This window comes from Curvibacter sp. GW821-FHT09D12 (genome assembly GCF_059416245.1).
Map to the genome: position 1 here is coordinate 14692 of NZ_JBWKOU010000007.1, position 24933 is coordinate 39624.

Here is a 24933-nt window from a genome sequence, read left to right on the forward strand (position 1 = left end):
GGCGCCCTGAACAGGGTTTGGAGCGCGCCCAGCGCCGGCCTCAGGCCTGAAAGTGCTGCTGGTATTGCTGGCGCAGCACGTTTTTCTGGATCTTGCCGGTGGCCGTGGTGGGCAGCGCCGGCAGAAACACCACCGCCTTGGGCACCTCGTGGCGCGCCAGGCGCTGCCGACAATGGGCCAGCACGGCCTCGGCATCGGCCGATTGACCGGCCTTGAGCACCACAAAGGCGGTCACGGCCTCGGTCCAATGCGCATGCGGCAGCCCCACCACCACCGCGTTGCCCACGGCCGGATGGCCCAGCAAGGCGGTTTCAACGGTGATCGAGGCCACGTTCTCGCCGCCGGTCTTGATCATGTCTTTCTTGCGGTCGACAAACACCAGCAGGCCATCGGGGTCGTAAAAACACAGGTCGCCGGTGTGGTGCCAGCCATGGCGGCAGGCTTCGGCCGTGGCCTCGGGGTTCTTGTAGTAGCCGTTCATGACGTTGGGGCCACGCACCACCAGCTCACCCACCTCGCCCTGGGGCAACAGCCGCCCCTCGTCGTCCATGATGGCCATGTCGTTGATCAGCGCCGGCGTACCCCAGTAAGGCCCGGGCTTGCTCAGCTGGTACTCGGGCTTGAAGTAGGTGGTGCCGGGGTAGGTTTCGGTCTGGCCGCTGGCCAGTGCAAAACGCGGGCAGATCTCTTCGGTCAGGCGCCGCAGCAGGGCCGGCTCCATGGGTTGCATGGCGTAAAGGCACAGGCGCAACGAGCTGAGGTCAAACTCGGCGCGCTGCGGGTGGTCCAGCAGGGCCCGGTACATCATGGGCAACAAAAAGATCCAGCTCAGGCGGTGCTGCTGCACCGTGCGCATGAAAGCCACCGGATCGAAGCGGCGCACGATGACCATCGTGGCCCCCAGGTGCACAAAGGCCGCCACCAGGGAGTGCTCGGCACAGTGAAAAACCGGCATCACCACGCCTGTCACATCGTCATGTTGGATCCCCCCTTCGATCGCCCCGCTGAGCGAAGCCACAAACACCGCCAGATGGCTGATGGCCACCCCCTTGGGATGGGCCGTGGTGCCACTGGTGAACATGATCTGGGCCACATCGCGGTCTTCGATCTGCACCTCGGGTTCGCTCACCGGGGCGGCTTGCAAGGCCTCATGCAGCCAAGGGCCGGCGATGCCGGACTGGCCGCTGACCCGGTTGACCAGCACGCCAGGGCAGACGGCCTCGATGCTGCCGCGCACTGGCGCCAGCAACTCGTCGTCGGCCATCACCAGGCGGGCCTCGACCTGGCCCAGGATGTATTGGATCTGCTCGCCCGCCAGCATCACGTTCATGGGCACCCAGACCAGGCCGGCCTTGGCAATGCCGAAGGCCATCACCACCTGCTCGATGCTGTTGAGGCAGAGCGTGGCCACCGCATCGCCCTTCTTCAAGCCCCGGGCCAGCAGGTGGTTGGCCAACTGGTTGCAGCGCTGATCGAGCTCGCGGTAGCTCAGTCGGCGCTCGCCTTCGATGAGGGCGGTTTTGCCCGGCGTTCGGGCGGCGGCTCGGCGCAGCATGTCGCCAATGGCGATGCGCTGGATGACAGAGGGCTGGAATGGCATGACTTGTCTCCGGTTCGGCGGTGATGAATGCCTTGCCAGACAACATGGCTGCCCCCCTGACAAGGCCAAGCCCCCGTTGGCCCGCCGCCCGGCGGTTGCGCAAGCGCCCCGGCCCTGGCCGTTGGGCCCGGGGACCCGTCGGCCATGCTATCGGCGCCAGGGCACCCCCAGGTCACTTCTGCGACATGCGGGCCCCCGCCCTGCTCGGGGGTCTGAGGCCCCGCGGTTCAGAGCAAGGCGCCGCCCGGGCGCTCACCACGCTCATAGACCACATGGGCGCGGCCCACGATCAGGGGATCCAGCTTGCCGATGTGCTCGCTGTCTTTGTTGCCATACGGAAGCATGTGCAACACATAGCGCATGGCGTTCAGACGCGCGCGCTTCTTGCAGTCGCTCTTGATCACCGTCCAGGGGGCATCGGCGGTGTCGGTCTCGAAGAACATGCCCTCTTTGGCCCGCGTGTAGTCGTCCCATTTGTCGAGCGAGGCTTTGTCGATGGGGCTGAGCTTCCACTGCTTGAGCGGATGGGCTTCGCGCTCTTTGAAGCGGCGGCGCTGCTCGCTCTGGCTGACGGAGAACCAGAACTTGATCAGGTGCACCCCGCTGCGCACCAGGTTGCGCTCGAACTCAGGCGCCTGGCGCATGAACTCGGTGTATTCGGCATCGGTGCAGAAGCCCATCACGCGCTCGACACCGGCACGGTTGTACCAGCTGCGGTCAAACATCACGATCTCGCCCCGGGTGGGCAGGTGCTGTACATAGCGCTGAAAGTACCACTGGCCGCGTTCGATCTCGGAGGGTTTCTCCAGGGCCACCACCCGGGCGCCCCGGGGGTTGAGGTGCTCCATGAAGCGCTTGATGGTGCCGCCCTTGCCGGCCGCGTCGCGCCCTTCAAACAGGATCACCACGCGCTGACCGGTCTCCTTGACCCAGGCCTGCAGCTTGAGCAATTCAACCTGAAGCTTGAATTTCTCACGCTCGTAGCTGGCGCGGCGCATCAGATGTCGGTAGGGATAGCCGCCCTGGCGCCAGTCGCGGGCCAGTTCCTCGTCGGGGTTGCCGGTGTCTTTTTCGCCGGTCAGGGCCTGGTTGGGACGCAGCTCATGGAGCAGCATCTGCAGGTCGTCCTGGGACACCCCGTCGAGCATGGCGCGCAGCGTGGCGGTGCGTTGCTCGGGCGTGCCGGCCACGTCACCAGCCTCACCGGCCTCAGCCGACACCCCGGCCACCAGCGACTTCAGCACCGACAGCTGCTTGTGCTGGGCCGCATCGGTGGCCTCGCGGGCCACATGACGGGCCAGCGCACGGGGCGCCACCGAGGGGGCCACGTCGCCACGGCGCGTGCTGCGTTCGCTGCGCGCCGTGCGGGGTTTGGCGGCAGCAGCGCCTGCCTTGACGCCGGACTTGGCTTGGGCGCCAGCGGTGGGTGGGGTCGGTGCGGGAGCCGCTCGGGAGGGCGATGGGCGTTCTGTCATGTCAGGGTCTCCGGAAAACATCGTGGCCGTGCTCAGAACCTGTCTGGGGCAGCACCACGAAGGCCGCCCCATCGGTCATCAAAGTGTCATTTTCGACCTCCGCCTGCTGCACAGACTTGACCCGCATCAATGGACAACCGCCTGCGGTCCGCCGCCCATCCAGGCATCCGTCATTTACATCTGAGCCTGCCCAGAAGTGCCGAAACCGGCTACAAACGGCTTTTCGCAACGAGACAACATCCCATGATGGAACTTCTGAGCTCTCCGCAGGCCTGGCTGGCCTTTGCCACCCTGACGGCCCTGGAACTGGTGCTGGGCATCGACAACGTGATCTTCATCTCGGTGCTGGTCGACCGGCTGCCCGAAGCCCAGCGCGACCGGGCCCGGCGCCTGGGCCTGTTCATGGCCATGTTCATGCGCATCGGCCTGCTGATGGTGCTGTCGTGGATCATCGGGCTCAACGCCCCGGTGTTCAGTGCCTGGGGCCAGGACATTTCGGGGCGCGACCTGATCCTGATCGCAGGTGGCCTGTTCCTGATCTGGAAAAGCACCGGCGAGATCCACCAGACCCTGGAGGGTGAAGAGCATCACGACAGTGCTGGCGGGCGCAGCAGTTTCGGCTCGGTGATCGTGCAGATCATGCTGGTCGACCTGGTGTTCTCGCTCGACTCGATCATCACCGCCGTCGGCATGGTCGACAACGTCACCGTGATGATTGCGGCCGTGGTGGCCTCGGTGGGCCTGATGATGGTGTTTGCCAGCGCCATCGGCCGCTTTGTGTCGCAGCACCCCACGATCAAGATGCTGGCCCTGTCCTTTCTGGTGGTGGTGGGGGTGGTGCTGATCGCCGAGGGCTTTGACCACCACGTGCCCAAGGGCTACATCTATTTCGCAATGGCGTTCTCGGTGGCGGTGGAAATGCTCAACATCCGCTTGCGCCGACGGGTCTCCAAGGCCGAGGTGGAGGCCCATCGGCCCGACTGAATCCACAGGCTGGCTGGGGCTGGGCCGCCCGCCTTTCAGCCTGCCAGCCCCTCGTTCACGGTGGGGTGGTGCAACGCCAGTCGCAACTCCCGCTTGAGCCGGGTATTGAGCAGCCGGCGCGACTCGCTCATGAAACTCAGCAGGCTCACAGGCAATTGCTCGCGGGCCTGATCACGGGCCACCCGGGGCGGGCGCGGCAGGCCATACAGGTCGGCGGCCAGATCAAAGTAGTCGCCCATCCGCAAGCGCGTGTCATCGCACACGTTGTACAGCCGCTGCGGGCGACCCCGCCACAAGGCGAGCTGGCAGGCCGCAGCCAGGTCGTCAGCATGGATGTGGCTGGTGTAGACATCGTCTTCGTGCCGCAACACGGGTGTGCCGCGCAGCAGGCGCTCGCGCGGTGTGCCCCCCTCGCGGTCGGGCGCATAGATGCCCGGAATGCGCAAGACACTCACGCGCAGGCTGCGGCCCAGGTGACGCATCACCCGTTCAGCATCCACCCGGCGCTGGGCGCGCGGGGTGGTGGGCTGCAAGGTGCGTGTCTCATCCACCAGCGCCCCACCGCAATCGCCATACACGCCACTGGTCGAGCCATAGACCAGGGCCCGGGGCAGGCTGCGTTGCCGCAGGCTGCGGGCCAGCGCCAGGCTGCGGGGGTCGCGCCACCACTCACCCGTGGGTTGCGAAGGCGGTGGTGCCAGGTGCAGAACCCGGTGCGCCAGGCCGGCCAGGCGATGCAGGGTCGCCGGCTGATCCAGATCCCCCACCAGCGGCGTGATGCCCTGGGCGCGCAGGCCGGGCACCCGGGCGGGCGACGAGGTCAGCGCCAGCACACGCACACGCCCGAGCAACTGGCGCGCCACGCGCTGACCGACGTCACCACAGCCCACGATCAACAGGCGTTGGCGCCGGAACCGCGCGGGCAAGGCGCCGAGAGGGCTTTGGTTTGAAGGCAAAATCGGGGCTTTCCAGTTTCTAAAGACGGCCCCGAGGATACCGAAAAGATGAGCTTCAACATCACCGTGCAGCCCAGTGGGCGAGCCTTCACCGCCAACCCCGAAGAAGCCGTGCTGGCCGCGGCCATCCGCCAGGGCGTGGGTTTGCCCTATGGGTGCAAGGACGGGGCCTGTGGCTCGTGCAAATGCAAGAAGCTCGAAGGCGAGGTGGTGCATGGCGAACACCAGAGCAAGGCCTTGAGCGCCGAAGAAGCGGCCCAGGGCTTCATCCTGACCTGCTGCGCCGTGCCACAGTCGGATCTGGTGCTGGAGTCGCGCCAGGTGACCGACGAGAGCGCCTTTCCGATCAAGAAGATGCCGGTGCGCGTGGCCGCCCTTGAAAAGAAATCGGCGGATGTGGTGCAGCTGCGCCTGCAACTGCCGGCCACCGAGACCTTCCGCTACCACGCCGGCCAGTACATCGAGTTCATTCTGCGCGATGGCGCCCGCCGCGCCTACTCGATGGCCAACGCCCCGCACACCCAAACCGAGGCTCCCGGCGTCGAACTGCACATCCGCCACATGCCCGGCGGCAAGTTCACCGATCACGTGTTTGGCGCCATGAAGGAAAAGGACATCCTGCGCGTGGAAGGCCCCTTCGGCAGCTTCTACCTGCGTGAAGACAGCGACAAGCCCATCGTGCTGCTGGCCTCGGGCACGGGCTTTGCGCCGATCAAGGCCCTGATCGAGCAGTTGCAGTTCAAGGGCAGCACCCGCGCCGTCACGCTGTACTGGGGTGGCCGCCGGCCACAAGACCTGTACCTGCACGACTGGGTGCTGGCCCGTGCGGCCGAGATGCCTCAGCTGCGCTACGTGCCGGTGGTGTCCGATGCCCTGCCCGAAGACGGCTGGAGCGGCCGCACCGGCTTTGTGCACCAGGCGGTGCTGGACGACTTTGCCGACCTGTCGGGCCACCAGGTCTATGCCTGCGGCGCCCCCATCGTGGTCGAATCGGCCCGCGTCGCCTACAGCGCCCAGCGTGGCCTGCCCGCCGAAGAGTTCTACGCCGACGCCTTCACCAGCGAAGCCGACAAGCACGCTGCGGCCTGAGTCGGATCGAGCGGGGTGGGTCCATGCCCCAATGGGGCTGGATCGACCACCGCCAGACTTGCGACAGCTTGTTGCCTATTGAGCAGCAAATGATGTGGAATAGGCAACAAAATCCCGCTATCACTCAGCACGAAGCGCCCGCCATGAGCTTGCATGGGGGCCTCCAACAAAAAAAGCCACCCTGACACTCATCAGGGTGGCTTTTTCACATCCGCCTGAACCCCCTCAGGCAAGGCGGACTCTTGGCCAGCTGACTTGGCCTTCTTACTTGGCTGGTGCGGCCGGCATGGCGGGGGCGGCAGGCGCAGCAGGTGCTGCCGGGGTGGCAGGAGCCGCGGCAGCGGCATCCTTGTGATGCTTGTGATGGCGCTTGTGCTTGTGCTCGGCCTTGGCGGCGGCGGCCGGGGTGGCGGCAGCGGGCTCGGCGACCGGGGTGACGGTGGAAGGGGTCTTCACGGTGGCCGTGGCAGGTGCAGGGCCGACAGCCGGCGCCGCAGCGGGAGCCTGGGCAAACGCAGCACCGGACACACCGGCAGCCAGGGCAACAACCACAGCGGAGACGAGAGCTTGGACTTTCATGATGACTTCCTTCATTGGCATGGAGACGACCTCCATGTGGATGACAACGCCCCGGGCTGTTCAAGCGCATGACGCCTGAATTGCAAACGGATGTAAGCATTTGTGTACCCAGCCTTCACCGTACGACAATCAGCCCATGAAGCGCAGAAACGTCCTCCTCAGCCCGCTGGCCGCCCTGCCGGCGCTTTCCACCCTGCCCGCCCTGGCCCAGACCGCTGGTGCCGGGCGCCCGATCCGCATCATCGTGCCCTACGCCCCCGGCGGGCCCATCGACGTGACGGCCCGCGTGCTGGCCGAACGGGTGAAAGATTCGCTTGGGCCCGTGATCATCGAGAACAAGCCCGGCGCGGGGGGCAACATCGGTGCCGATCAGGTGGCCAAGGCAGCCCCCGACGGGCTGACGATTGGCATCGCAGCCACCGCCACCCATGCGGTCAACCCCTGGCTGTACAGCCGCATGCCGTTTGATGCGTTGCGTGATTTCAGCCCCATCACCCAGATCGTGCGCGTGCCCAACGTGCTGGTGATCAATGCCGATACCGCACGGCGCCTCAAGATCAACACCCTGGCCGACATGGTGGCCTATGCGCGGGCCAACCCGGCCAAGCTCAATTTCGGCAGCGGCGGCAGTGGCAGCGCAGGGCATCTGGCCGGCGAGATGTTCAAGGCCCAGGCCGGCATCTACGCGCTGCACATCCCGTACAACGGCGGCAACCCGGCCCAACTGGCCTTGCTGGCAGGTGAGGTCGACTTCAACTTCGACAACCTGGCCACGGCAGCGCCCAACATCCGCTCGGGCAAGCTCAAGGCCCTGGCCGTGACCACCGCCCAGCGCAGCCCGCTGCTGCCCGAGGTGCCGGCCGTGGCCGAAACCTACAAGGGCTTCAGCATCGACACCTGGTGGGGTCTGGTGGCCCCGGCGCACACGCCCAAGGACGTGATCGCGCGCCTGAACCAGGCCTTTGTGGCGGCCTTGAACTCGCCCGAGACCAAGACCCGCTTTGCGGGCCTGATGGCCGAGCCGGTGCCCACCTCGCCCGAGCAGTTCGGCGCCTTCATGAAAGGTGAACTGGCCAAGTACGAGAAAGTGGTCAAGGCGTCTGGCGCCAAGGTGGACTGAGACCCGGGGCCGCTTCAGGCCGTCAAAGGCGCGTGATGGCCTGATCGGCCACCGCCGCCAGTTCGGCAGCTGGCACTTGCTCGGGCCAGATTTCGGCCAGCGGCAGCAGCACAAAGGCACGCTGGCGCATGCGGGGGTGCGGCAGGGTCAGCTCGGCACCATCGAGCCGGGCCTCGCCATGGCTGAGCAGGTCCAGATCGAGCGTGCGCGGCGCGTGGCGGTAGGGGCGCTCGCGGCCGGCGGCCAGCTCCAGGGCCTGCAGGGCATGCAGCAGCGCCAAGGGCGCCAGCCGGGTCTGCAGCAAGACCACGGCGTTGATGAAATCGGGCCCGCCCGCATCCACCGGGGCACTGCGGTACAGGGAGGAGGCCTTGAGCAGCTGGCTGTGCGGCAGTTGGGCCAGGTCGGCCAGGGCCTGGCGAACGGTGGCCTGGGCGTCGCCCAGGTTCCCGCCCACGCCGATGCAGGCGAGCACGGGCGAAGCAAGCGTGTCGGTCATGGCTTTCAGATCCAGGCCTCAGCCCTGAGCGTCGCCGCCCATGTCGGAAGGGCCGCCTTGCCCCCCGCCCTGACTGCCGCCCCGCGCACCCGACGGCTTGCGACGGCGGCGCTTGCGCGGTGCTGGGATGGCGCCCTCGCCGTCTGGCGCGGGCTCGGACGATGACGGGGCGGCCGCGACCGGCTCGCGGCTGGCGCCTGCAGGCTCGCCTTCAGCCCGCGGCTCGGCCGGGCGAGGCACACGGCGCACCTTGGGTGCACTGGCCTTCTGGCGTGCACGCTGCTCTTCGCGCACCTGCTCCAGCAGGTCTTCTCGGGTGGTGTCGTCACCGGTGCTGAACTCTTCCCACCATTCGGCCAGGGCCTCATCCACTTCGCCAATGTCGGCCCGCAGACGCATGAAGTCGAAGCCGGCGCGGAAGCGTGCCTGCTCGACCAGGCCATAGGGGGCGCTGCCGGTGCGCTTTTCAAAACGCGGCTGCATCACCCAGATCTCACGCATGTCGGCGGCCAGCTTGCCGCGACCGGACACGTCGCCGATGCGGGCATTGAAGACCTCGTCAATGGCGTCTTGCAACGCCGGGAAGGGGTGTTGGCGTTGCGCCAGGCGTTGCTCCCAGCCTTCGCGCACGTCATGCCACAGCACGGTGGCCAGCAGAAAGCTCGGGGCCACCGGCTTGCCCTCGCCCACGCGTCGGTCGGTGTCTTGCAGGGCTGCCGTCACGAAGGGCTGATCGGCACGCTCCACCACCACATCCAGCAGCGGATAGATGCCACGCTCCAGGCCCAGCTTCTTGAGGGTGGCTATCGTGGCCAGCGCGTGGCCGGTCTGCAGCAGCTTGAGCATTTCGTCAAACAAGCGGCTTTGCGGCACGTCGGCCAGCAGGGTCTGCGACGAGCGCAGAGGGGCCGCCGTCTTGGGCTCGATCTCGAAACCCAGCGGGCTGAGCTTGGCGGCGAAGCGCACCGCGCGGATGATGCGCACCGGGTCTTCGCGGTAACGCGTGGCGGGGTCACCGATCATGCGCAGGACCTTCTTCTTGGCGTCCTGGATGCCCTTGTGGTAGTCAACCACCACCTGCGCCTCGGGGTCGTAATACATGGCGTTGATGGTGAAGTCGCGGCGCACGGCGTCTTCTTCCTGCGGGCCCCAGACGTTGTCGCGCAGCACGCGGCCGCTGGCGTCGACCGCATGCGTCATGCCGGCCAGGGCCTGCTTGCTGGTGCGCTCGTTGCCGCTGACCTGCTCGGCCGCGGTGTTGTCGAGGTAGGCCCGGAACGTGGAGACCTCGATCACCTCGTGCTCACGTCCGCGGCCATGCACCACGTGCACGATGCGGAAGCGCTTGCCGATGATGAAGGCGCGGCGGAACAGGCTCTTGACCTGCTCGGGCGTGGCGTTGGTGGCCACGTCGAAATCCTTGGGACGCAGGCCCAGCAACAGGTCGCGCACCGCACCGCCGACGATGTAGGCCTCGTACCCGGCGGATTTCAGGGTGTGCACCACGTCGTTGGCACGCCGGTCAACCAGGTCGGGGTTGATGCCGTGCTCGCTGAAGGGCACCTCCTCGCGTTTGCCGAACTTGGGGCGGCCCGCCTTGGGGGCTGCCGCAGCGCCCTTGCCCAGCAATTTGTCGATGAACTTCTTGATCATGGTGTCTCGGTGAACAGGTCCAGAATGCGCCAGCCGCGGCTTTGGGCCAGGGTACGCAAACGGTCGTCAGGGTTGGTGGCCACAGGGTGATTCACTTGCTCCAGCAGCGGCACATCATTGGTGGAATCGCTGTAGAAAGTGCTCTCGACCTGCGTCCAGTCGAGCTGGCGCGCAGCCAGCCATTGTTCCATGCGCAGCACCTTGCCCTCGCGCATGGAGGGAACACCGTCGATTTCGCCGGTGAACCAGCCCTGCTCATCGCGGGCCAGTTGCACCGCAATCAGCTCGCTCACGCCCAGGGCGCGGGCGATGGGGCGGGTGACGAATTCATTGGTGGCGGTGATGATGAGCACGGTGTCGCCCGCGTCCTGGTGCTGGCGCAGCAGAGCCAGCGCCTGCGGTGTGATGGCCGGCTGGATCACCTCTTGCATGAAGCGCTCATGCGCCTCGGCTGCCGCCTGCGGGCCTTTGACGCGCACGGCCTCGATGGCAAAGCGCACGTAGTCGTGCACATCCAGGGTGCCGGCCTGGTAATGGGCAAAGAACTCGTCGTTGCGGCGGGCAAACTCGACCGGGTCGGTCCAGCCGATGCGGGTGGTGAACTGGCCCCAGGCGTAATCGGAGTCGATGGGCAGCAGGGTGTGGTCGAGGTCGAACAGAACCAGTTTCATGCGGGGCTGACTTGGCATTCGGGATGCTTTGGGTGCTGGTAGCGGCCTCACTCGGATTCGAGCATGGCCTTGATGAGGGGAATGGTGATGGCGCGCTGGGTGCGCAGGGCATAGCCGTCGAGCTGGTCGAGCAGTTGCATGAGGCTGCCCAGATCGCGCGAAAAGCGGTTCAGCATGAAGTCCATCACCTCGTCGCCGAGAAAGATGCCGCGGGCATCGGCCTCCTGGCGCAGCACGGCACGGCGTTCGGGCTCGCTGAGCACGTGCAGGTGGAACACATGGCCCCAGCCCAGGCGGGTGCGCAGGTCTTCGCGCAGTTTCAGGTCGGCGGGCGGCAGCTCGCCGGCGGCCAGCACCCAGCGCTGGTGCGTGTGGGCATTGACGAACCAATTGAAGGCGGCGTGCTGCTGCACCGCGGTGTAGAGGTGCACCTCGTCCATCAGCACGGCAGCCCAGGTTTCGTCGAACTCGGGGGGCTCGTGGATCGAGGCATCGAGCCAGCCCACACGGGCCCCCTGCTCGCGCAACGCGGTCTGCACACTCTTGAGCAGGTGGGTCTTGCCGCAGCCGCTGTCGCCCCACAGGTAGGTGGGCACGGGCGAGCGCTGGGCTTCGTGGGCGCCGTCGCCGGTCCACAGCTGCAGGTGGCGCAAGGCCGCTTCATTGGGGCCGGCAAAAAACCGGTCCAGGGTGGGACCTGTGGCCAGGCCGATGTCGAGTGCCAGTTGCTTCATCATGACGCGTGTTTCCCAGCCCCTCTTCAACCCGTGTAGAGCCGGCTGGCCAGGTAGCCCGAACGCAGTCGCCGCACGGCCACCAGCAGCACGGCGCTGGCAGGCAGGGCGATCAGCACGCCCACAAAGCCCAGCACCTGCCCGAAGGCCAGCAATGCAAAAATGACGGTCAGCGGGTGCAGACCGATGCGCTCGCCCACCAGGCGGGGGGTGAGAATGAAACTTTCAACGAACTGCCCCAGGCCGAACACCACGGCCACCATGATCAGCGCCTTGAGCGAGGCAAACTGCATCAGGCCCGACACGGTGGCCAGCACCAGCCCCAGTCCAAAGCCCAGGTAGGGCACAAACACGGCCAAGCCCGTGAAGATGCCGATCGGCAAGGCCAGGTCCAGCCCGAATGCCGCCAGGCCCGCACTGTAAAAGATGGCCAGCAACAGCATCACCAGCAGTTGACCGCGCAGGTACTGGCCCAGCACCTCATCGGCGTCGTCCATGAAGCTGTCGTAGCCCTCGCGCAGGCGGGGGGGCACCAGCTCGACCAGGCGATGCACAAAAGTGTCCCAATCCATCAGCAGGTAGAACAGCGCCACCGGGATCAGCACGGCATTGCCCACCAGGGCCAGGGCCACGCTGCCGCCCAGCTTGAGCGAGGACAGCACCGGGGTCAGCAAGTCTTCGGTGTTGGTATTGAGGTACTTGAGGACCAAGGCCTTGAGCGTGTCCACATCCACCGCCAGCGTGACGCCGAACTGCGCCGCCAGGGGCTTGAGCAGCGCGTTGAGGCGGTCAAACAACTGCGGCACCTGATCGCGCATCAAGGGCAGCTCTTTGGTGAGGATGGGCACGATCAGCATCACCAGGCCCAGCGCCAGCAGAATGAACACCACCTCGACCAATACCACCGCCACCACCCGGGGCATGCGCCCACGCCCCAGGCCGTCGAGCCAATTGACCATGGGCGTCAGGGCGTAGGCCAGCACGGCCGCCACCACGAAAGGGGCCAGCACAGGCTTGAGCGCCCACAGCAACAGCCAGGCCGCCAGGGCCAGACCGACCCAGGTAAAGGCACGTTTTTGAGTGGTGGAAAAATGCATGAAGGTGGGGGTTGCAGGCTGCCCGGGCGGGGCACCCCTTAAAATCACCTCAAATTCTAGTCGCCGTGCACGCCTGTCCGTGCCGTCCATTTCAAATGAGCTCCTCCAATACCTCCTCCACCCCCCTGTCCTACAAAGACGCCGGCGTTGACATCGACGCTGGCGACGCCTTGGTTGAGCGCATCAAGCCGCTGGCCAAGAAAACCATGCGCGAAGGGGTGCTGGCCGGCATCGGCGGCTTCGGAGCCCTGTTCGAAGTGCCCAAGCGCTACCAGGAACCCGTGCTGGTGAGCGGCACTGACGGCGTGGGCACCAAGCTCAAGCTGGCGTTTGAATGGAACATGCACGACACCGTGGGCATCGATCTGGTGGCCATGAGCGTGAACGACGTGCTGGTGCAAGGCGCCGAGCCGCTGTTCTTCCTCGACTACTTTGCCTGCGGCAAGCTGCACGTGGACACGGCCGCCGCCGTGGTGGGCGGCATTGCCCGCGGCTGTGAACTGTCGGGCTGCGCCCTGATCGGCGGTGAAACCGCCGAAATGCCGGGCATGTACCCCGATGGCGAATACGACCTGGCCGGCTTTGCCGTCGGCGCGGTCGAAAAATCCAAGATCCTGACCGGCCAGAACGTGAAGCCCGGTGACGTGGTGCTGGGCCTGGCCTCGGCCGGCGTGCACTCCAACGGCTTCAGCCTGGTGCGCAAGGTGATCGAACGCGCCGGCACCGACCTGCCCGCCACCCTGGACGGCCAGCCCTTCAAGCAGGCCATCATGGCCCCGACCCGCCTGTACGTGAAGCCGGTGCTGCAAGCCCTGGCCCAGCACCCCATCAAGGCGCTGGCCCATATCACCGGCGGCGGCCTGCTCGAAAACATCCCCCGCGTGCTGCCCGAAGGCACGGCCGCCCACCTGCAAAAGGGCAGCTGGCCGCAGACCGAGCTGTTCGCCTGGCTGCAGAAGGTGGCCGGCATCGACGACATCGAGATGAACCGCACCTTCAACAACGGCATTGGCATGGTGGTGGTGGTGGATGCGGCTGAGGCCGAAGCCACGGCCGCCACGCTGCGTGCTGCCGGCGAAACCGTCTACACCATCGGCGCCATCGCCGAGCGGGGTGACGGTGCCGCCGTCGTGGTGGCCTGAGGCCCCTGCCCTTCTGAACCGAGCGGGCCCGGCATGGCCCGCTTCTGAATCAACCAGCCCTCGAGGCTGGTTTTTTCATGGGGCTGGCTCCAGCGAGGCCAGCAAGCGGGCCAGCCCCTCGTCCAGCGCCTGTTGCTCGGCTGCTGACAGGGCGGCCAGCAGCGCGTGCTCGTTGTCGACATGGGCCGCCACGGCCCGGTCGATCAGCTGCAGCCCCGCCTCGCTGAGCTGCACCAGGGTGCTGCGCGCATCCTCCGGGTTGGCCACACGCTGCACCCAGCCGGCAGACTCCAGGCCCTTGAGGCGGTGCGTCATCGTGCCCGAGCTCACCATCATGGCGGAGAACAAGGCCGTTGGCGCCAGGCAGTACGGCGCGCCCGAGCGGCGCAAGGTGGCCAGCATGTCGAACTCCCAGCCGGCCAGACCGAACTCGGCGAACTTCTCGTCCAGCCTGCGCCGCATCAAGACCTCACAGCGCTTGAGCCGCCCGATCAAGCCCATGGGGCTCACATCCAGGTCAGGGCGCTCCTGATGCCACTGCGCCAGGATGGCATCGACCGCATCCGGCGGCCTGTTTTCAAGGGGGGACATGCTCACTCCTGACAGGGTTTATCTCGATCTCAAGATTATCTGCTACGCTTATTTATCTTGAAGTAGAGATAAATATGCCTGAAAACACCCCCTCGTCCCCTTGGCGCGACGCCCTGCTGACCGCGCTGGCCCCCATGATCTGGGGCACGACCTACCTGGTGACCACCGAGGTGCTGCCACCCGATCGCCCCTTCACCGCCGCTCTGCTGCGCGCATTGCCGGCCGGCCTGCTGCTGACGCTTTACTGCCGCCAGTGGCCGCGGGCCGGCGACTGGGGGCGCCTGCTGTTGCTGTCGGCCCTGAACATCGGCTTCTTCCAGGCCTTGCTGTTCATCGCGGCCTACCACCTGCCCGGGGGGCTGGCCGCCGTGGTGGGCGCCCTCCAGCCCTTGCTGGTGATGGGCCTGGCCTGGCTGCTGGACCGGCAACGGCCGATGCCGCTGGCCCTGGGGGCGGCTGGACTGGGGGTGTTCGGCATGGCGGCCCTGTTGCTGTCGCCCACAGCCAGCTGGAACCCGGTGGGCCTGGGCGCCGCGCTGGCCGGCACGGCCTGCATGGCGGCAGGCACCCTGCTGGCCCGGCGCTGGCGCACCGACCTGCCCGTGCTGGCCTTCACGGGCTGGCAATTGCTGCTGGGCGGCCTGATCCTGGCGCCACTGGCCTGGGCGATCGACCCACCCCTGCCCACCTTGGGCTGGACCGCCGGCCTGGGCTATGCCTACCTGTCGCTGGTCGGGGCCTTGCTGGCCTATTCACTGTGGTTTCGCGGCATTGCCCGCCTGCCCTCGGTGGCGGTGTCTTCGCTGAGCCTGCTGAGCCCGCTCACCGCCGTGGTGCTGGGCTGGGTCTGGCTGGGCCAGGCCATGACGGGCTGGTCGCTGCTGGGCCTGGTGCTGGTGTTCGGCAGCATCCTGACCGTGCAATGGGCAAGCGCCCCGAAGCGGTAAGGACGATTCGCCAGACGTCTGATCATGAAGTCTGAAAATGATCGATTCCGGTCTTGACCTGAGCGGCCAATCCCCATGAAACTGGGAAAAATCAAAGCTCCAAACCACCTTGATGGAGTCTGAAAATGAACACCGCCCTGATCGTGATCGATGTGCAAGAGTCTTTCCGGCATCGCCCTTTCTTCACCGAACATGATTTGCCGGCCTACCTGGCCGCGCAGAACGCCCTGATCGAAGGCGCTGTGGCCCAGGGCCTGCCGGTGATCCGCGTGCTGCACAGCGATGGGCCCGAAGTGGCCAGCAACCCGTTTGCACAGGCCTCCGGCCAGGTACGACCCCTGGAGGGCCTGGCCGCTTTCGAACCCGCAGCCACTTTCATCAAGCACCGGCACAGCGCCCTGGTGGGTACGGGGCTGGACGTGTGGCTGACCCGCCACGGGGTGGGGCGGCTGATCATCAGTGGCATCCGCACCGAGCAATGCTGCGAGACCACCACCCGCCACGCCTCGGACCTGGGCTGGACGGTCGACTACGTGACCGAGGCCACCCTGACCTGGGACATGCCCCAGCCCGACGGCAGCACCCTGAGCGCCGCCGACATCAAGCTGCGCACCGGCACGGTGCTGCAAGGCCGCTTCTGCACCCTGTGCAGCGTCGACGAAGCCTTGCAACGCGCCACGGAGGCCGCATGAGCGAGGCGGCGCTGCAGATCGGCATCCTGGGCTTTGACGAGGTCGAGGTGCTGGACCTGGCCGGACCCTACGAGGTGTTCACCACCGCGGCCCGCATGGCCAGCCGAATGGCTGAGCCCGGCGCCAGCACCGGCCTGCACGAGGCCAGCCGTTGGCAGGTGCACTGCATCAGCCACCAGGGCCAGGCCGTGCGGGCCCGTGCCGGGCTGGTGATCCAGGCCTCGCGCAGCTTTGCCCAATGCCCACGGCCCGACGTGCTGGTGGTGCCCGGTGGGGTGGTTGACCAGGCGGCTCGCTGCCCGGCCACCCTGGCCTGGGTGGCCGAGGCCGCGCGCCACGCCCGGCTCACGGCCTCGGTGTGCACGGGGGTGTTCATCCTGGCCAGCGCCGGCGTGGTGCACGACGAGCCGGTGACCACCCACTGGGAAGACCTGGACGACCTGCATCGCCAGCACCCGACCCTGCAGGTGCGAGCAGGTGTGCGCTGGGTGGAACACGGCAGGTTGCTCACCTCGGCTGGCATCAGCGCGGGCATCGACATGAGTCTGCACCTGGTGGCCCGCCTGGCTGGGCAGGCCCTGGCAGAGCGCACCGCACATCAGATGGACTACCGATGGCTGACTCAGGCGGGCTGATGCCTGCAACCCGACAGCCGCGGCGGGTGGCGGTGCATTTCGTGCTGCTGCCCGACAGCCTGATCCTCGACTGGGCCGGGCCGGCCGAGGCCTTGCGCATCGCCAATCAGGTGCTGCTGGCCCAGGGGCAGGAGGCGCTGTTCGAGCTGCATTTCGTGGGGCCCAGCCCCGATGCGCGCAGCTCGGTCGGGGCCTGCATCAGCCAGATCGAGCCCTTGCCCGAGCTGCAGCCGACGGCGCAGGCCGAGGCTGGCGCTGCCACCCGCTGCGATTGGGTGGTGCTGGTGGGACAACCCGGGCGCCGGCTGGACCTGGACCATGCCGAGGGCCGGGCCATGCTGCACTGGCTGCGCGGCCTGCGGCTGGCCCCCGATCGGCTGGAGCTGCTGTGCGTCTGCGCCGGTGCTGTGATTGCCGCCCATGCGGGCCTGCTGGCCCAGCACCGGGCCACCACCCACCACCAGCACCTGGACGAACTGCGCGAAGCAGAGCCCCGCTGCGAGGTGGTGCAAAACCGGGTCTTTGTGCTCGACCCGCCCCTGAGCAGCAGCGCCGGTGTGACCACGGGCATCGACCTGATGTTGCACCGCATTGCCGGAGAATGCGGACCGGCCGTGACCGCCCTCGTGGCCCAGACCCTGGTGGTGGCGCTGCGCCGCGGCCCGCAAGACCCGGAGCTGTCGCCCTTTCTGAACCACCGCAACCACCTGCACCCGGCGCTGCACCGCGTGCAGGATGCCGTCAGCCAGGCGCCACAGCTGGATTGGACCGTGCCCCGCATGGCTGATGTGGCCCACACCTCGGCCCGGCACCTGGGCCGGCTGTTCGCCGAGCATGCAGGCATCGCCCCGCTGGCCTATCTGCGCCAGCTACGGTTGGCCGTGGCCCAGGCGGCCTTGCAATCCGGTCACAACGTCACCCAGGCTGCTGCGATGGCGGGCTTCAGCTCAGACACCCAGTTGCGGCGCACCTGGCATGACCTGGGCATGGCCGGCCTGCCCTCCGGCTTGTCTGGCGCGGGTTGAAGGCGCGGGTTGAGGACGGTCTTCCCGGCCAGGTTCAGGCCCCCGAGGGGCGCAGGCTGGCCAGCCGATCGGCCACTTCGGCCACGTCCATCGCGTCCAGGGCATGGCGCAGGTAGGTCTGCAGGTCTTCGCGGGCCAGCGCATCCTGGCCTTGCTCGGCCAGGGCCAGACCGCGGTCGCGGTACTCGATCCAGGCATCGGGCAGCAGAATCACCAGGCGGTTCTGTACCGCCACCAGGCGCTCCCAGTCTTTCTGGGCCCGGTGGATCTCCTTGAGGTTGCGCAACATGCGCGCCACGACATCGCGCGGCCGCGCGGCCTGCAGGTACAGGCCCAGTGGGGCCTCGAAATCGTCGCCCAGGCCGCTGCGGTGCCGAAAGGGCTCCAGCCGTTCGGACAAGGCTTCGCGCCCGAGCGACTGGCCATTGAACGGGTCGATCACCACCTGCCCCTCAGGCAGGTTCACCTTGACCAGGAAATGCCCCGGGAACCCCACACCCTGGGCCTGCAACCCCAAGCCCTGGGCCAGCTCCAGCCACAACACCGCCAGCGAGATGGGAATGCCCTGACGGGTGCGCAGCACGGCGTGCAGGTAACTGTTGTCGGGGTCGTAGTAGTTGTTGAGGTTGCCGCCAAAACCCAGGTCGGCAAAAAAGAACTGGTTGAGCACCTGAAGCTTCTGCATGGCCCCGGCATCGGCGGCCATGCGCCGACGCAGCCGGGCTTGCAACTGATCCACGTCGCCCAGCACCTGCTGCACGTCCAGCTCGGGGTACTCGTCGTGGCCCAGGCTGGCCACGGCCTCCAGCAGCGGAAATTGGTCGTCGCTCTGCACCAGCGTGCGGAAGTACGCCAAGGGCGTGGGAGTGGAAAAACGCAGTTCCATGGTCAGGTTTTAAATGGGGTGAACACGACCGTCAAGCCCGCAACGCCAACCGGCCGGCAGGCCTGGCCCCGGGTCAACGCCGCAGATCAACGCCGCAGCAGATGTCGCAACTTGAGCCCGGCGGCCCACAAGGCGCCGAAATAGATCAACATGGCGCCCAGCATCACCCCGCCCAGCAGCGCCACCCGCACCAAGGGGGTGTCGCGCAGCGTCAGCCAGGCGTAGTTGTTGGCCGCCCAGATCAGGAAGATGGCCAGCACCGCACTGCCCGCCACCACCTGCAGCATGAACAGGCCCCAGCCGGGCAGCGGCCGGTAGGAACCCCGGCGCATCAGGCCGACCAGAAGCCATGCCGCATTCACCAGCGCCCCAAGCCCGATCGACAGGGTGAGTGCGGCGTGCTGCAGATAAGGCACCAGCAGGTAGTTGAAAACCTGGGTCAGCACCAGCACGCCGATGGCAATGCGCACCGGCGTGCGCGTGTCCTGGTTGGCGAAGTAGCCCGGTGCCAGCACCTTGATCGCCACCACGCCCACCAGGCCCACGCCCCAGCCCATCAGGGCCGTGGTGGTCTGCAACACGTCGCGATCACTGAAATGGCCGTAGTGGTACAGCGTGGCCACCAGGGGCTTGGCAAAGGTCAGCAGGGCCACGGCACTGGGCACCGACATCAGCATGACCAGGCGCAAGCCCCAGTCGAGCAGGTCGGAATACCCGGCGGTGTCCTTGCGCGATCTTGCGGCCGCCAGCTGTGGCATCAGCACCACCCCCAGTGCCACGCCCAGCATCGCGGTCGGGAACTCCATCAGCCGGTCGGCATAGGTGATCCAGCTCACGCTGCCGGGAGCCAGGTGCGAGGCGATCTGGGTGTTGATCATCATCGAGATCTGAGCCACGCCCACGCCCAGCAAGGCCGGCAGCATCAGCCCCACCACCTGTTGGGTGGCTGGGTCGCGCCAGGCCTGGCGCAATTGGCGCCAGCTCAAGCCGATGCGCGGCAACAGGCCCAGACGACGCAAGGCCGGCACTTGCACCAACAGCTGCAACACACCGCCCAGCATCACCCCACCGACCATGGCAAAAATGGGCTCGATGTTCATGCGCGCCAGCCAGGGCGCCCCCTGCCAGGCCGCCAGGATCATCGACAGGTTGAGCAGCACCGGCGTGGCGGCCGGCACGGCAAAGCGCTTCCAGGTGTTGAGCACCCCGGCCGACAGCGCCACCATCGACATGAAGCCGATGTAGGGGAACATCCAGCGCGTCATGAAAACGGCCGCGTCATAACCCGCCGGGTCTTGCTGCAGGCCGCTGGCCATGCCCCAGACCATCAGGGGCGCGCCCAGCACGCCCAGCAAACAGGTGGCCACCAAGGCCCAGGCCAGCACCGTGGCCACCTGGCTGATCACGCGCCGGGTGGCTTCCTCACCGTGCTGCTCCTTGCTGGCCGCCAGCGCCGGAATGAAGGCCTGGCTGAACGCGCCTTCGGCAAAAAAGCGCCGAAACAGGTTGGGAATGCGAAACGCCACGTTGAAGGCGTCGGTCATCGCGCTGGCACCAAAGGCCGAAGCCACCAGCAGTTCCCGCACCAGACCGGTGATTCGGGACGCCAGCGTGAGCAGCGAAACGGTAGAGGCGGCTTTGAAAAGGGTCACGCACCAAGTGTATGCGCAGTACAAGGCGCCAATCTTGGACGCTTCATGACACTTGGGCTACAATCGCGGGCTTTGCTGGCAACATCTCCAAACACACAAGGAATTTAAAAAATGGCATCTACCAAGCCCAAGAAAAAGAACCCGCGTCTGGCCTCCGGCCGCAAGCGCGTTCGCCAAGACGTCAAGATCAACGCCGCCAACACCTCGCTGCGCTCCAAGTACCGCACCGCTGTGAAGAACGTCGAAAAGGCCGTCGCCGCCGGCGACAAGACCAAGGCTGCTGAAGCCTTTGCCAAGGCCCAGAGCGTGGTCGACACCGTGTCCGACAAGGGCATCTTCCACAAGAACAAGGCCGCGCGCGACAAGAGCCGCCTGGCCGCCAAGGTGAAGGCCCTGGCCCTCGCCGCCTGAGTTTTCAGGTAAAACAGCCCGGACGGGCCGCTTTCAAAGCGATCTGTCCGCCGTTTGCCACGGGTGCGCTGTCAGCAAAGCAAAAACCGCCTACGGGCGGTTTTTTGTTGTCTGTCGTTTTTGCGTCATGCCCGACAGAGGCCCGAGGTCATGAAACCTCACGCCGGGCCATCACCGGGTGACCTGGCTGCATCATGAAATGCGGCGACATGATCTGCACGCCAGCCTCGTTAAAGCAGTCCTGCAGGTTTTCATGCAGGTGCGACAGCACCTGCAGCCTCAGCAGCGGCCGGTCCAGATGGGCCAGCAACTCATACTCGACATAAAAATCACCCAAGGCCCGCTGCAGCACATAGGGCTTGGGCGAGGTCCGCAGACCCGGCGTGCGTGTGGCCGCCTGCAACATCAGGGCGTGCACCTGCCGCCACTCGGCGTCATAGCCAATGCTGATGCGGGTGCTGAACAAGGTGCCCGAGCTGCCCGACAGTCGCGAGTAGTTCTTGATGGCATTGCTCATGAGCACGGCATTGGGGATGGTGATTTCCTCGTTGCGCACATTGACCAACTTGGTCGCCAAGCCCCCCACCTGCTGCACGACCCCCTCCACAGCGTCTGCGCCTTGCCCGACCACCACGTGGTCACCCACCCTAAGCGCACGCGAGTAGACCAACACCAATCCACTCATCAGCTGGTTCATTACCCCGCTGGAGCCCAGCGTGACCATGGCCCCCAGCAACACCGATAAGCCCTTGAAAGCCTCGCTTTGTGAGCCCGGTAAATAGGGATAGGCAGCCACCACAGCAAAGGCCCAGATCGCCAACGCCACCAGGCGTCGGGTGGCAGAAGCGGTTTCCGGATGAATCACCGACAGCTGCAATTGCCGCCGCGACACCGCCCGGAACAAGGTGTTGGACGTCTGCACCGCCGCCTGAGCCAAGGCCACGATCACCACCACCACGATCAGCCCGGGCGCCTGCTTGAGCACGCTCTGCCCCACGGCGCTCAAGGCATCACCCAGAAAGTTGCCCAGCCGGTGGCCAGCCGCCTCGGTGAGCGGAAACAACAGCAGCACCGAGCTCAACCACGAGAACAACAGCGTTGCGGACAAGAAAATGGCCGTCAGCTCGACGATCCGCGCCAGCAGCGAGCGCAAATACGGCATCCAGCCTGGCACATGCACATGCACCGGCAGCACGTGCCGGTCTGAATGGGAGTCGCCATGAGGATCGGCATGGGGATCGACCCCATCCTCCACGCCGGATCGCAGCGAATCATCGAGCCAGTGCCGCAAACGCGCTGCCACACGCCAGATGCCCCACAAACACGCCAACAGCAAGGCGGTTTCAAGAGCCGCCAAGCCCCAGGCCAAAATCAGATCGGTCGTCATGCGACCGATGATAGGAGGGTCGAAACCAGCGCAAGCGTTACATGTGCAAGTGTCTGCAGCTGCGCCGACAGCGTTATGCCGGCGCACGGCCGGAACTCAGCTGGCTTTGGGCGCGTCGGGAACCAGGCAAGCCTCGGCCACCTGCAGGTGGTTGTCACGGGCGAAATTCAGCACGAAATCCCAGGCCATGGGCTCGAAATCGCGCAGATCCCGATGCACCACCACGCACTTGACCCCGTTGAGTGTGGTCGGGATGCACCAGGGCGAATAGCTCAGGTGACTGCCCGGATGCGCCCCACCAGGGCGGAACTGACTCATGACCCCTGCCAGGCGCTCTGCCCAATCGCTGGGCCGGAAGGTCTTGCCATCATGGGTAAGACCCTGGATGAAGACTTCTTTGGCGGAATCAGAAACCATGGGGGTGAGGGCTTGTGGGGGTTGGAAGAAGCTCAGCCAGGATCACTGGCCGGTTCAGCATGAGTATTCTATCTTATATAAGACTAAAAACCACCTGACGACATGCATTGCTGTAATGCGAAATGGTCAAAAAAGCTTCGCCAAGCAGCGCCTAGAATTGCGTTTCAGCGGTTTGACAGTCGCTGAGCTACCGGCCACAAACCGGCCCCGCTGGCACCCAGCCGGGCTCGAAATCCGCCAAGCGAAATGCCCTTCAGGCCTGCCCGGGAATTCATCCCGTCACAGGCTGAAAGGCATCGCAAGACCGATGCCAAGCCCGACCGACACGCCTTTATAGAGCGAGCCCTGGTTTTTGGCGACCCTAAGCCCTGTTTTGGAGTACAGCATGACCGCACTGATTGAGGCCTCTTCACCCCACGTGATGAACACCTATGGCCGCCTGCCCATCGCGATGTCGCACGGGCAAGGCGCCTGGGTCTGGGACGTGAATGGGCGAAAGTACCTCGACGGTCTGGCTGGCATTGCCGTCAACACCCTGGGACACAACCACCCCAAGCTGGTGCCTGCCCTGCAAGACCAGATCGCCAAGCTGATCCATTGCTGCAATTACTACCACGTGCCCGGCCAGGAAGCCCTGGCGACCAAGCTGGTCGAGTTCTCGGGCATGAGCAACGTGTTCTTCTGCTCGACCGGACTGGAAGCCAACGAAGCCGCCATCAAGCTCGCCCGCAAGTTTGGCCATGACAAGGGCATCGACAAGCCCGTCATCGTGGTCTACGAGAAGGCCTTCCATGGTCGCTCGATCGCCACGCTGTCGGCCACCGGCAACACCAAGATCCAGCAAGGCTTTGGCCCCCTGGTCGAGGGTTTTCTGCGGGTGCCGGTGAACGACATCGAAGCGCTCAAGAAGGCCACCGAAGGCAACCCCAACGTGGTGGCCGTGTTCTTCGAGACCATCCAGGGGGAAGGCGGCATCAACCCGATGCAGATCGAGTACCTGCAGCAGCTGCGCGCCCTGTGCACCGAACGTGACTGGCTGATGATGATCGACGAAGTGCAGTGCGGCATGGGCCGCACCGGCAAGTGGTTTGCCCACCAGTGGGCCGGCATCGTGCCCGACGTGATGCCCCTGGCCAAGGGCCTGGGCTCGGGCGTGCCGATCGGCGCCGTGGTGGCCGGCCCCAAGGCTGCGGCCATCTTCCAGCCCGGCAACCACGGCACCACCTTCGGGGGCAACCCGCTGGCCATGCGCGCCGGGGTTGAAACCATCCGCATCATGGAAGAAGACGGCCTGCTGGACAACGCCGCCCGTGTTGGTGCCCACCTGCGCGCCGCCCTGGTCCGCGAGTTGGGCAGCCTGCCCGGGGTCAAGGAGATCCGCGGCCAAGGCCTGATGATCGGCGTCGAGCTGGACCGCCCCTGTGGCGCCCTGACCGGCCAGGCAGCCGAAGCCGGCCTGCTGCTGAGCGTGACCGCCGACAGCGTGATCCGCATCGTGCCGCCGCTGATCCTGAGCACCGATGAAGCCGACCAGATCGTGGCGATCCTGGCGCCGCTGGTGAAGGCCTTCCTGGCAGGAGGTACCCAATGAGCACGACCGCCCTGCGCCACTACCTGCAGTTCAAGGACCTGAGCGCCGATGAGTATGCGCACCTGCTGCAGCGCGCCGCCATCATCAAGAAGAAGTTCAAGGCCTACGAGAAGTACCATCCCTTGGCCGACCGCACGCTGGCCATGATCTTCGAGAAGGCCAGCACCCGCACCCGGGTGAGCTTTGAGGCCGGCATGTACCAGTTGGGCGGCTCGGTGGTGCACCTGACCACGGGCGACAGCCAGCTGGGCCGCGCCGAGCCCATCGACGACAGCGCCAAGGTGATCAGCCGCATGGTCGATCTGGTGATGATCCGGACCTTCGGCCAGGACAAGATCGAGCGCTTTGCCGAGCACTCGCGCGTGCCCGTGATCAACGGCCTGACCAACGAGTTCCACCCCTGCCAGATCCTGGCCGACATCTTCACCTACATCGAGCACCGCGGCTCGATCCAGGGCAAGACCGTGGCCTGGGTGGGCGATGGCAACAACATGGCCAACACCTGGCTGCAGGCGGCCGAACTGCTCGACTTCAAGGTCCATGTCAGCACCCCCAATGGCTACGAGGTGAACGAAAGCGTGGCCGGTGTCAGCCGCCGCGATTGCTTCGAGGTGTTCAGCAACCCGCTGGAAGCCTGCCGCAACGCTGACCTGGTGACCACCGATGTCTGGACCAGCATGGGCTACGAGGCCGAAAACGAGGCCCGCCGTGCCGCCTTTGCCGACTGGTGCGTGGACACCGAGATGATGAAGGTGGCTCGACCGGACGCCTTGTTCATGCATTGTCTGCCCGCCCACCGCGGTGAAGAGGTCGAAGCCGACGTGATCGACGGCCCCCAATCCGTCGTCTGGGACGAAGCAGAGAACCGAATGCACGTGCAAAAGGCACTCATGGAGTTCCTTTTGCTCGGCCGGGTGGCGTAAGCCGCACGGCGGCCCGCAGGGCCGGCATTCGGTTTGGGGCCGGCTCATGTCCGCCACGCGGACGTGAAGCAGGCGCAGCCTGCGGCCGGCACCAGAACCTTCCCTCATGCCCACGTGCAAAAGGCACTCATGGAGTTCCTTTTGCTCGGCCGGGTGGCGTCAACCGCACGGCGGCCC

25 protein-coding genes are annotated in these 24933 nt (G+C 66.1%); 11 read left to right on the forward strand and 14 right to left on the reverse strand.

Translation table 11 applies throughout. From position 1 onward, the window contains the following. Positions 1–40 precede the first annotated feature (40 nt). Together AC07PT_RS12990 and ppk2 are read right to left on the reverse strand one after the other, a co-directional pair. Positions 41–1600, reverse strand: coding sequence for an AMP-binding protein (locus tag AC07PT_RS12990; protein WP_494656902.1), 1560 nt, complete (start codon positions 1598–1600; stop codon positions 41–43). 227 nt (positions 1601–1827) lie between these two features. Next, positions 1828–3075, reverse strand: a complete 1248-nt coding sequence (gene ppk2, locus AC07PT_RS12995) for a polyphosphate kinase 2 (protein WP_492347983.1) — start codon at positions 3073–3075, stop codon at positions 1828–1830. 243 nt (positions 3076–3318) lie between these two features. On the opposite strand from ppk2, the gene AC07PT_RS13000 reads away from it, so the two are divergent. Next, the gene (locus AC07PT_RS13000; protein ID WP_494656903.1) at positions 3319–4059 is read left to right on the forward strand and encodes a TerC family protein; all 741 of its coding nucleotides are present in this window, start codon (positions 3319–3321) and stop codon (positions 4057–4059) included. Positions 4060–4094: 35 nt separating this feature from the next. Here the strand turns inward: AC07PT_RS13000 and AC07PT_RS13005 are convergent, their stop codons facing one another. After that, a complete protein-coding gene (locus AC07PT_RS13005; protein WP_494656904.1) occupies positions 4095–5015 on the reverse strand; it encodes an SDR family oxidoreductase in 921 nt (306 codons plus the stop codon). 48 nt (positions 5016–5063) lie between these two features. Between AC07PT_RS13005 and AC07PT_RS13010 the strand changes: the two genes are divergently transcribed. Then, the gene (locus AC07PT_RS13010; RefSeq protein ID WP_492347980.1) at positions 5064–6104 is read left to right on the forward strand and encodes a CDP-6-deoxy-delta-3,4-glucoseen reductase; all 1041 of its coding nucleotides are present in this window, start codon (positions 5064–5066) and stop codon (positions 6102–6104) included. 264 nt (positions 6105–6368) lie between these two features. Here AC07PT_RS13010 and AC07PT_RS13015 read toward each other — a convergent pair whose 3' ends face one another. After that, complete coding sequence (locus AC07PT_RS13015) at positions 6369–6683, reverse strand: hypothetical protein (RefSeq protein ID WP_494656905.1); 315 nt, start codon at positions 6681–6683, stop codon at positions 6369–6371. Positions 6684–6819: 136 nt separating this feature from the next. On the opposite strand from AC07PT_RS13015, the gene AC07PT_RS13020 reads away from it, so the two are divergent. Continuing rightward, positions 6820–7803, forward strand: a complete 984-nt coding sequence (locus AC07PT_RS13020) for a Bug family tripartite tricarboxylate transporter substrate binding protein (RefSeq protein ID WP_492347978.1) — start codon at positions 6820–6822, stop codon at positions 7801–7803. Positions 7804–7825: 22 nt separating this feature from the next. Here the strand turns inward: AC07PT_RS13020 and folK are convergent, their stop codons facing one another. From folK to AC07PT_RS13045, 5 genes are read right to left on the reverse strand one after another with little or no spacing between them, the layout of a single operon-like run. Beyond that, positions 7826–8302 (reverse strand): 2-amino-4-hydroxy-6-hydroxymethyldihydropteridine diphosphokinase, encoded by a 477-nt coding sequence (folK, locus tag AC07PT_RS13025; RefSeq protein WP_492347977.1) that lies wholly within the window; start codon positions 8300–8302, stop codon positions 7826–7828. A gap of 18 nt (positions 8303–8320) precedes the next feature. After that, positions 8321–9955, reverse strand: a complete 1635-nt coding sequence (gene pcnB, locus AC07PT_RS13030; protein WP_492347976.1) for a polynucleotide adenylyltransferase PcnB — start codon at positions 9953–9955, stop codon at positions 8321–8323. Next, entirely contained in the window at positions 9952–10626 is a 675-nt protein-coding gene (locus tag AC07PT_RS13035; protein WP_492347975.1) for a histidinol-phosphatase, read from the reverse strand. The genes pcnB and AC07PT_RS13035 overlap by 4 nt, the downstream gene beginning before the upstream one ends. Positions 10627–10673: 47 nt before the next feature. Further along, entirely contained in the window at positions 10674–11360 is a 687-nt protein-coding gene (gene hda, locus AC07PT_RS13040) for a DnaA regulatory inactivator Hda (protein ID WP_492348124.1), read from the reverse strand. A gap of 26 nt (positions 11361–11386) precedes the next feature. Continuing rightward, positions 11387–12457 (reverse strand): AI-2E family transporter, encoded by a 1071-nt coding sequence (locus tag AC07PT_RS13045; RefSeq protein WP_494656906.1) that lies wholly within the window; start codon positions 12455–12457, stop codon positions 11387–11389. Positions 12458–12552: 95 nt separating this feature from the next. Between AC07PT_RS13045 and purM the strand changes: the two genes are divergently transcribed. Further along, a complete protein-coding gene (gene purM, locus AC07PT_RS13050; protein WP_027476968.1) occupies positions 12553–13599 on the forward strand; it encodes a phosphoribosylformylglycinamidine cyclo-ligase in 1047 nt (348 codons plus the stop codon). Between the two features lie 75 nt (positions 13600–13674). Here the strand turns inward: purM and AC07PT_RS13055 are convergent, their stop codons facing one another. Then, complete coding sequence (locus AC07PT_RS13055; protein WP_492347972.1) at positions 13675–14190, reverse strand: MarR family winged helix-turn-helix transcriptional regulator; 516 nt, start codon at positions 14188–14190, stop codon at positions 13675–13677. Between the two features lie 74 nt (positions 14191–14264). Between AC07PT_RS13055 and AC07PT_RS13060 the strand changes: the two genes are divergently transcribed. The 4 genes from AC07PT_RS13060 to AC07PT_RS13075 all read left to right on the forward strand — a co-directional run bounded on the left by AC07PT_RS13060 (position 14265) and on the right by AC07PT_RS13075 (position 17489). Then, complete coding sequence (locus AC07PT_RS13060; protein WP_492347971.1) at positions 14265–15137, forward strand: EamA family transporter; 873 nt, start codon at positions 14265–14267, stop codon at positions 15135–15137. A 125-nt stretch (positions 15138–15262) separates the two neighbouring features. After that, complete coding sequence (locus tag AC07PT_RS13065) at positions 15263–15829, forward strand: isochorismatase family protein (protein ID WP_494656907.1); 567 nt, start codon at positions 15263–15265, stop codon at positions 15827–15829. Beyond that, positions 15826–16464, forward strand: a complete 639-nt coding sequence (locus AC07PT_RS13070; RefSeq protein WP_494656908.1) for a DJ-1/PfpI family protein — start codon at positions 15826–15828, stop codon at positions 16462–16464. Before AC07PT_RS13065 ends, AC07PT_RS13070 begins: the two co-directional genes overlap by 4 nt. Further along, positions 16464–17489, forward strand: coding sequence for a GlxA family transcriptional regulator (locus AC07PT_RS13075; protein WP_494656909.1), 1026 nt, complete (start codon positions 16464–16466; stop codon positions 17487–17489). Before AC07PT_RS13070 ends, AC07PT_RS13075 begins: the two co-directional genes overlap by 1 nt. Before the next feature lie 34 nt (positions 17490–17523). Here the strand turns inward: AC07PT_RS13075 and AC07PT_RS13080 are convergent, their stop codons facing one another. Together AC07PT_RS13080 and murJ are read right to left on the reverse strand one after the other, a co-directional pair. Then, complete coding sequence (locus tag AC07PT_RS13080; RefSeq protein WP_494656910.1) at positions 17524–18375, reverse strand: SirB1 family protein; 852 nt, start codon at positions 18373–18375, stop codon at positions 17524–17526. Between the two features lie 86 nt (positions 18376–18461). Further along, the gene (murJ, locus tag AC07PT_RS13085; RefSeq protein WP_492347966.1) at positions 18462–20027 is read right to left on the reverse strand and encodes a murein biosynthesis integral membrane protein MurJ; all 1566 of its coding nucleotides are present in this window, start codon (positions 20025–20027) and stop codon (positions 18462–18464) included. A 111-nt stretch (positions 20028–20138) separates the two neighbouring features. On the opposite strand from murJ, the gene rpsT reads away from it, so the two are divergent. Then, positions 20139–20438 (forward strand): 30S ribosomal protein S20, encoded by a 300-nt coding sequence (gene rpsT / locus AC07PT_RS13090; RefSeq protein ID WP_027478026.1) that lies wholly within the window; start codon positions 20139–20141, stop codon positions 20436–20438. 148 nt (positions 20439–20586) lie between these two features. Here rpsT and AC07PT_RS13095 read toward each other — a convergent pair whose 3' ends face one another. Together AC07PT_RS13095 and AC07PT_RS13100 are read right to left on the reverse strand one after the other, a co-directional pair. Then, positions 20587–21825, reverse strand: a complete 1239-nt coding sequence (locus tag AC07PT_RS13095; RefSeq protein WP_494656911.1) for a mechanosensitive ion channel family protein — start codon at positions 21823–21825, stop codon at positions 20587–20589. Positions 21826–21921: 96 nt separating this feature from the next. Beyond that, positions 21922–22242: a DUF3579 domain-containing protein gene (locus AC07PT_RS13100; RefSeq protein WP_494656912.1), complete on the reverse strand. Its 321-nt coding sequence runs from the start codon at positions 22240–22242 to the stop codon at positions 21922–21924. A 385-nt stretch (positions 22243–22627) separates the two neighbouring features. On the opposite strand from AC07PT_RS13100, the gene AC07PT_RS13105 reads away from it, so the two are divergent. Both AC07PT_RS13105 and argF read left to right on the forward strand, forming a co-directional pair. Next, positions 22628–23833 (forward strand): aspartate aminotransferase family protein, encoded by a 1206-nt coding sequence (locus AC07PT_RS13105; protein ID WP_492347963.1) that lies wholly within the window; start codon positions 22628–22630, stop codon positions 23831–23833. Then, positions 23830–24756 (forward strand): ornithine carbamoyltransferase, encoded by a 927-nt coding sequence (gene argF / locus AC07PT_RS13110; protein WP_492347962.1) that lies wholly within the window; start codon positions 23830–23832, stop codon positions 24754–24756. The genes AC07PT_RS13105 and argF overlap by 4 nt, the downstream gene beginning before the upstream one ends. The last annotated feature ends 177 nt before the right edge of the window (positions 24757–24933 follow it).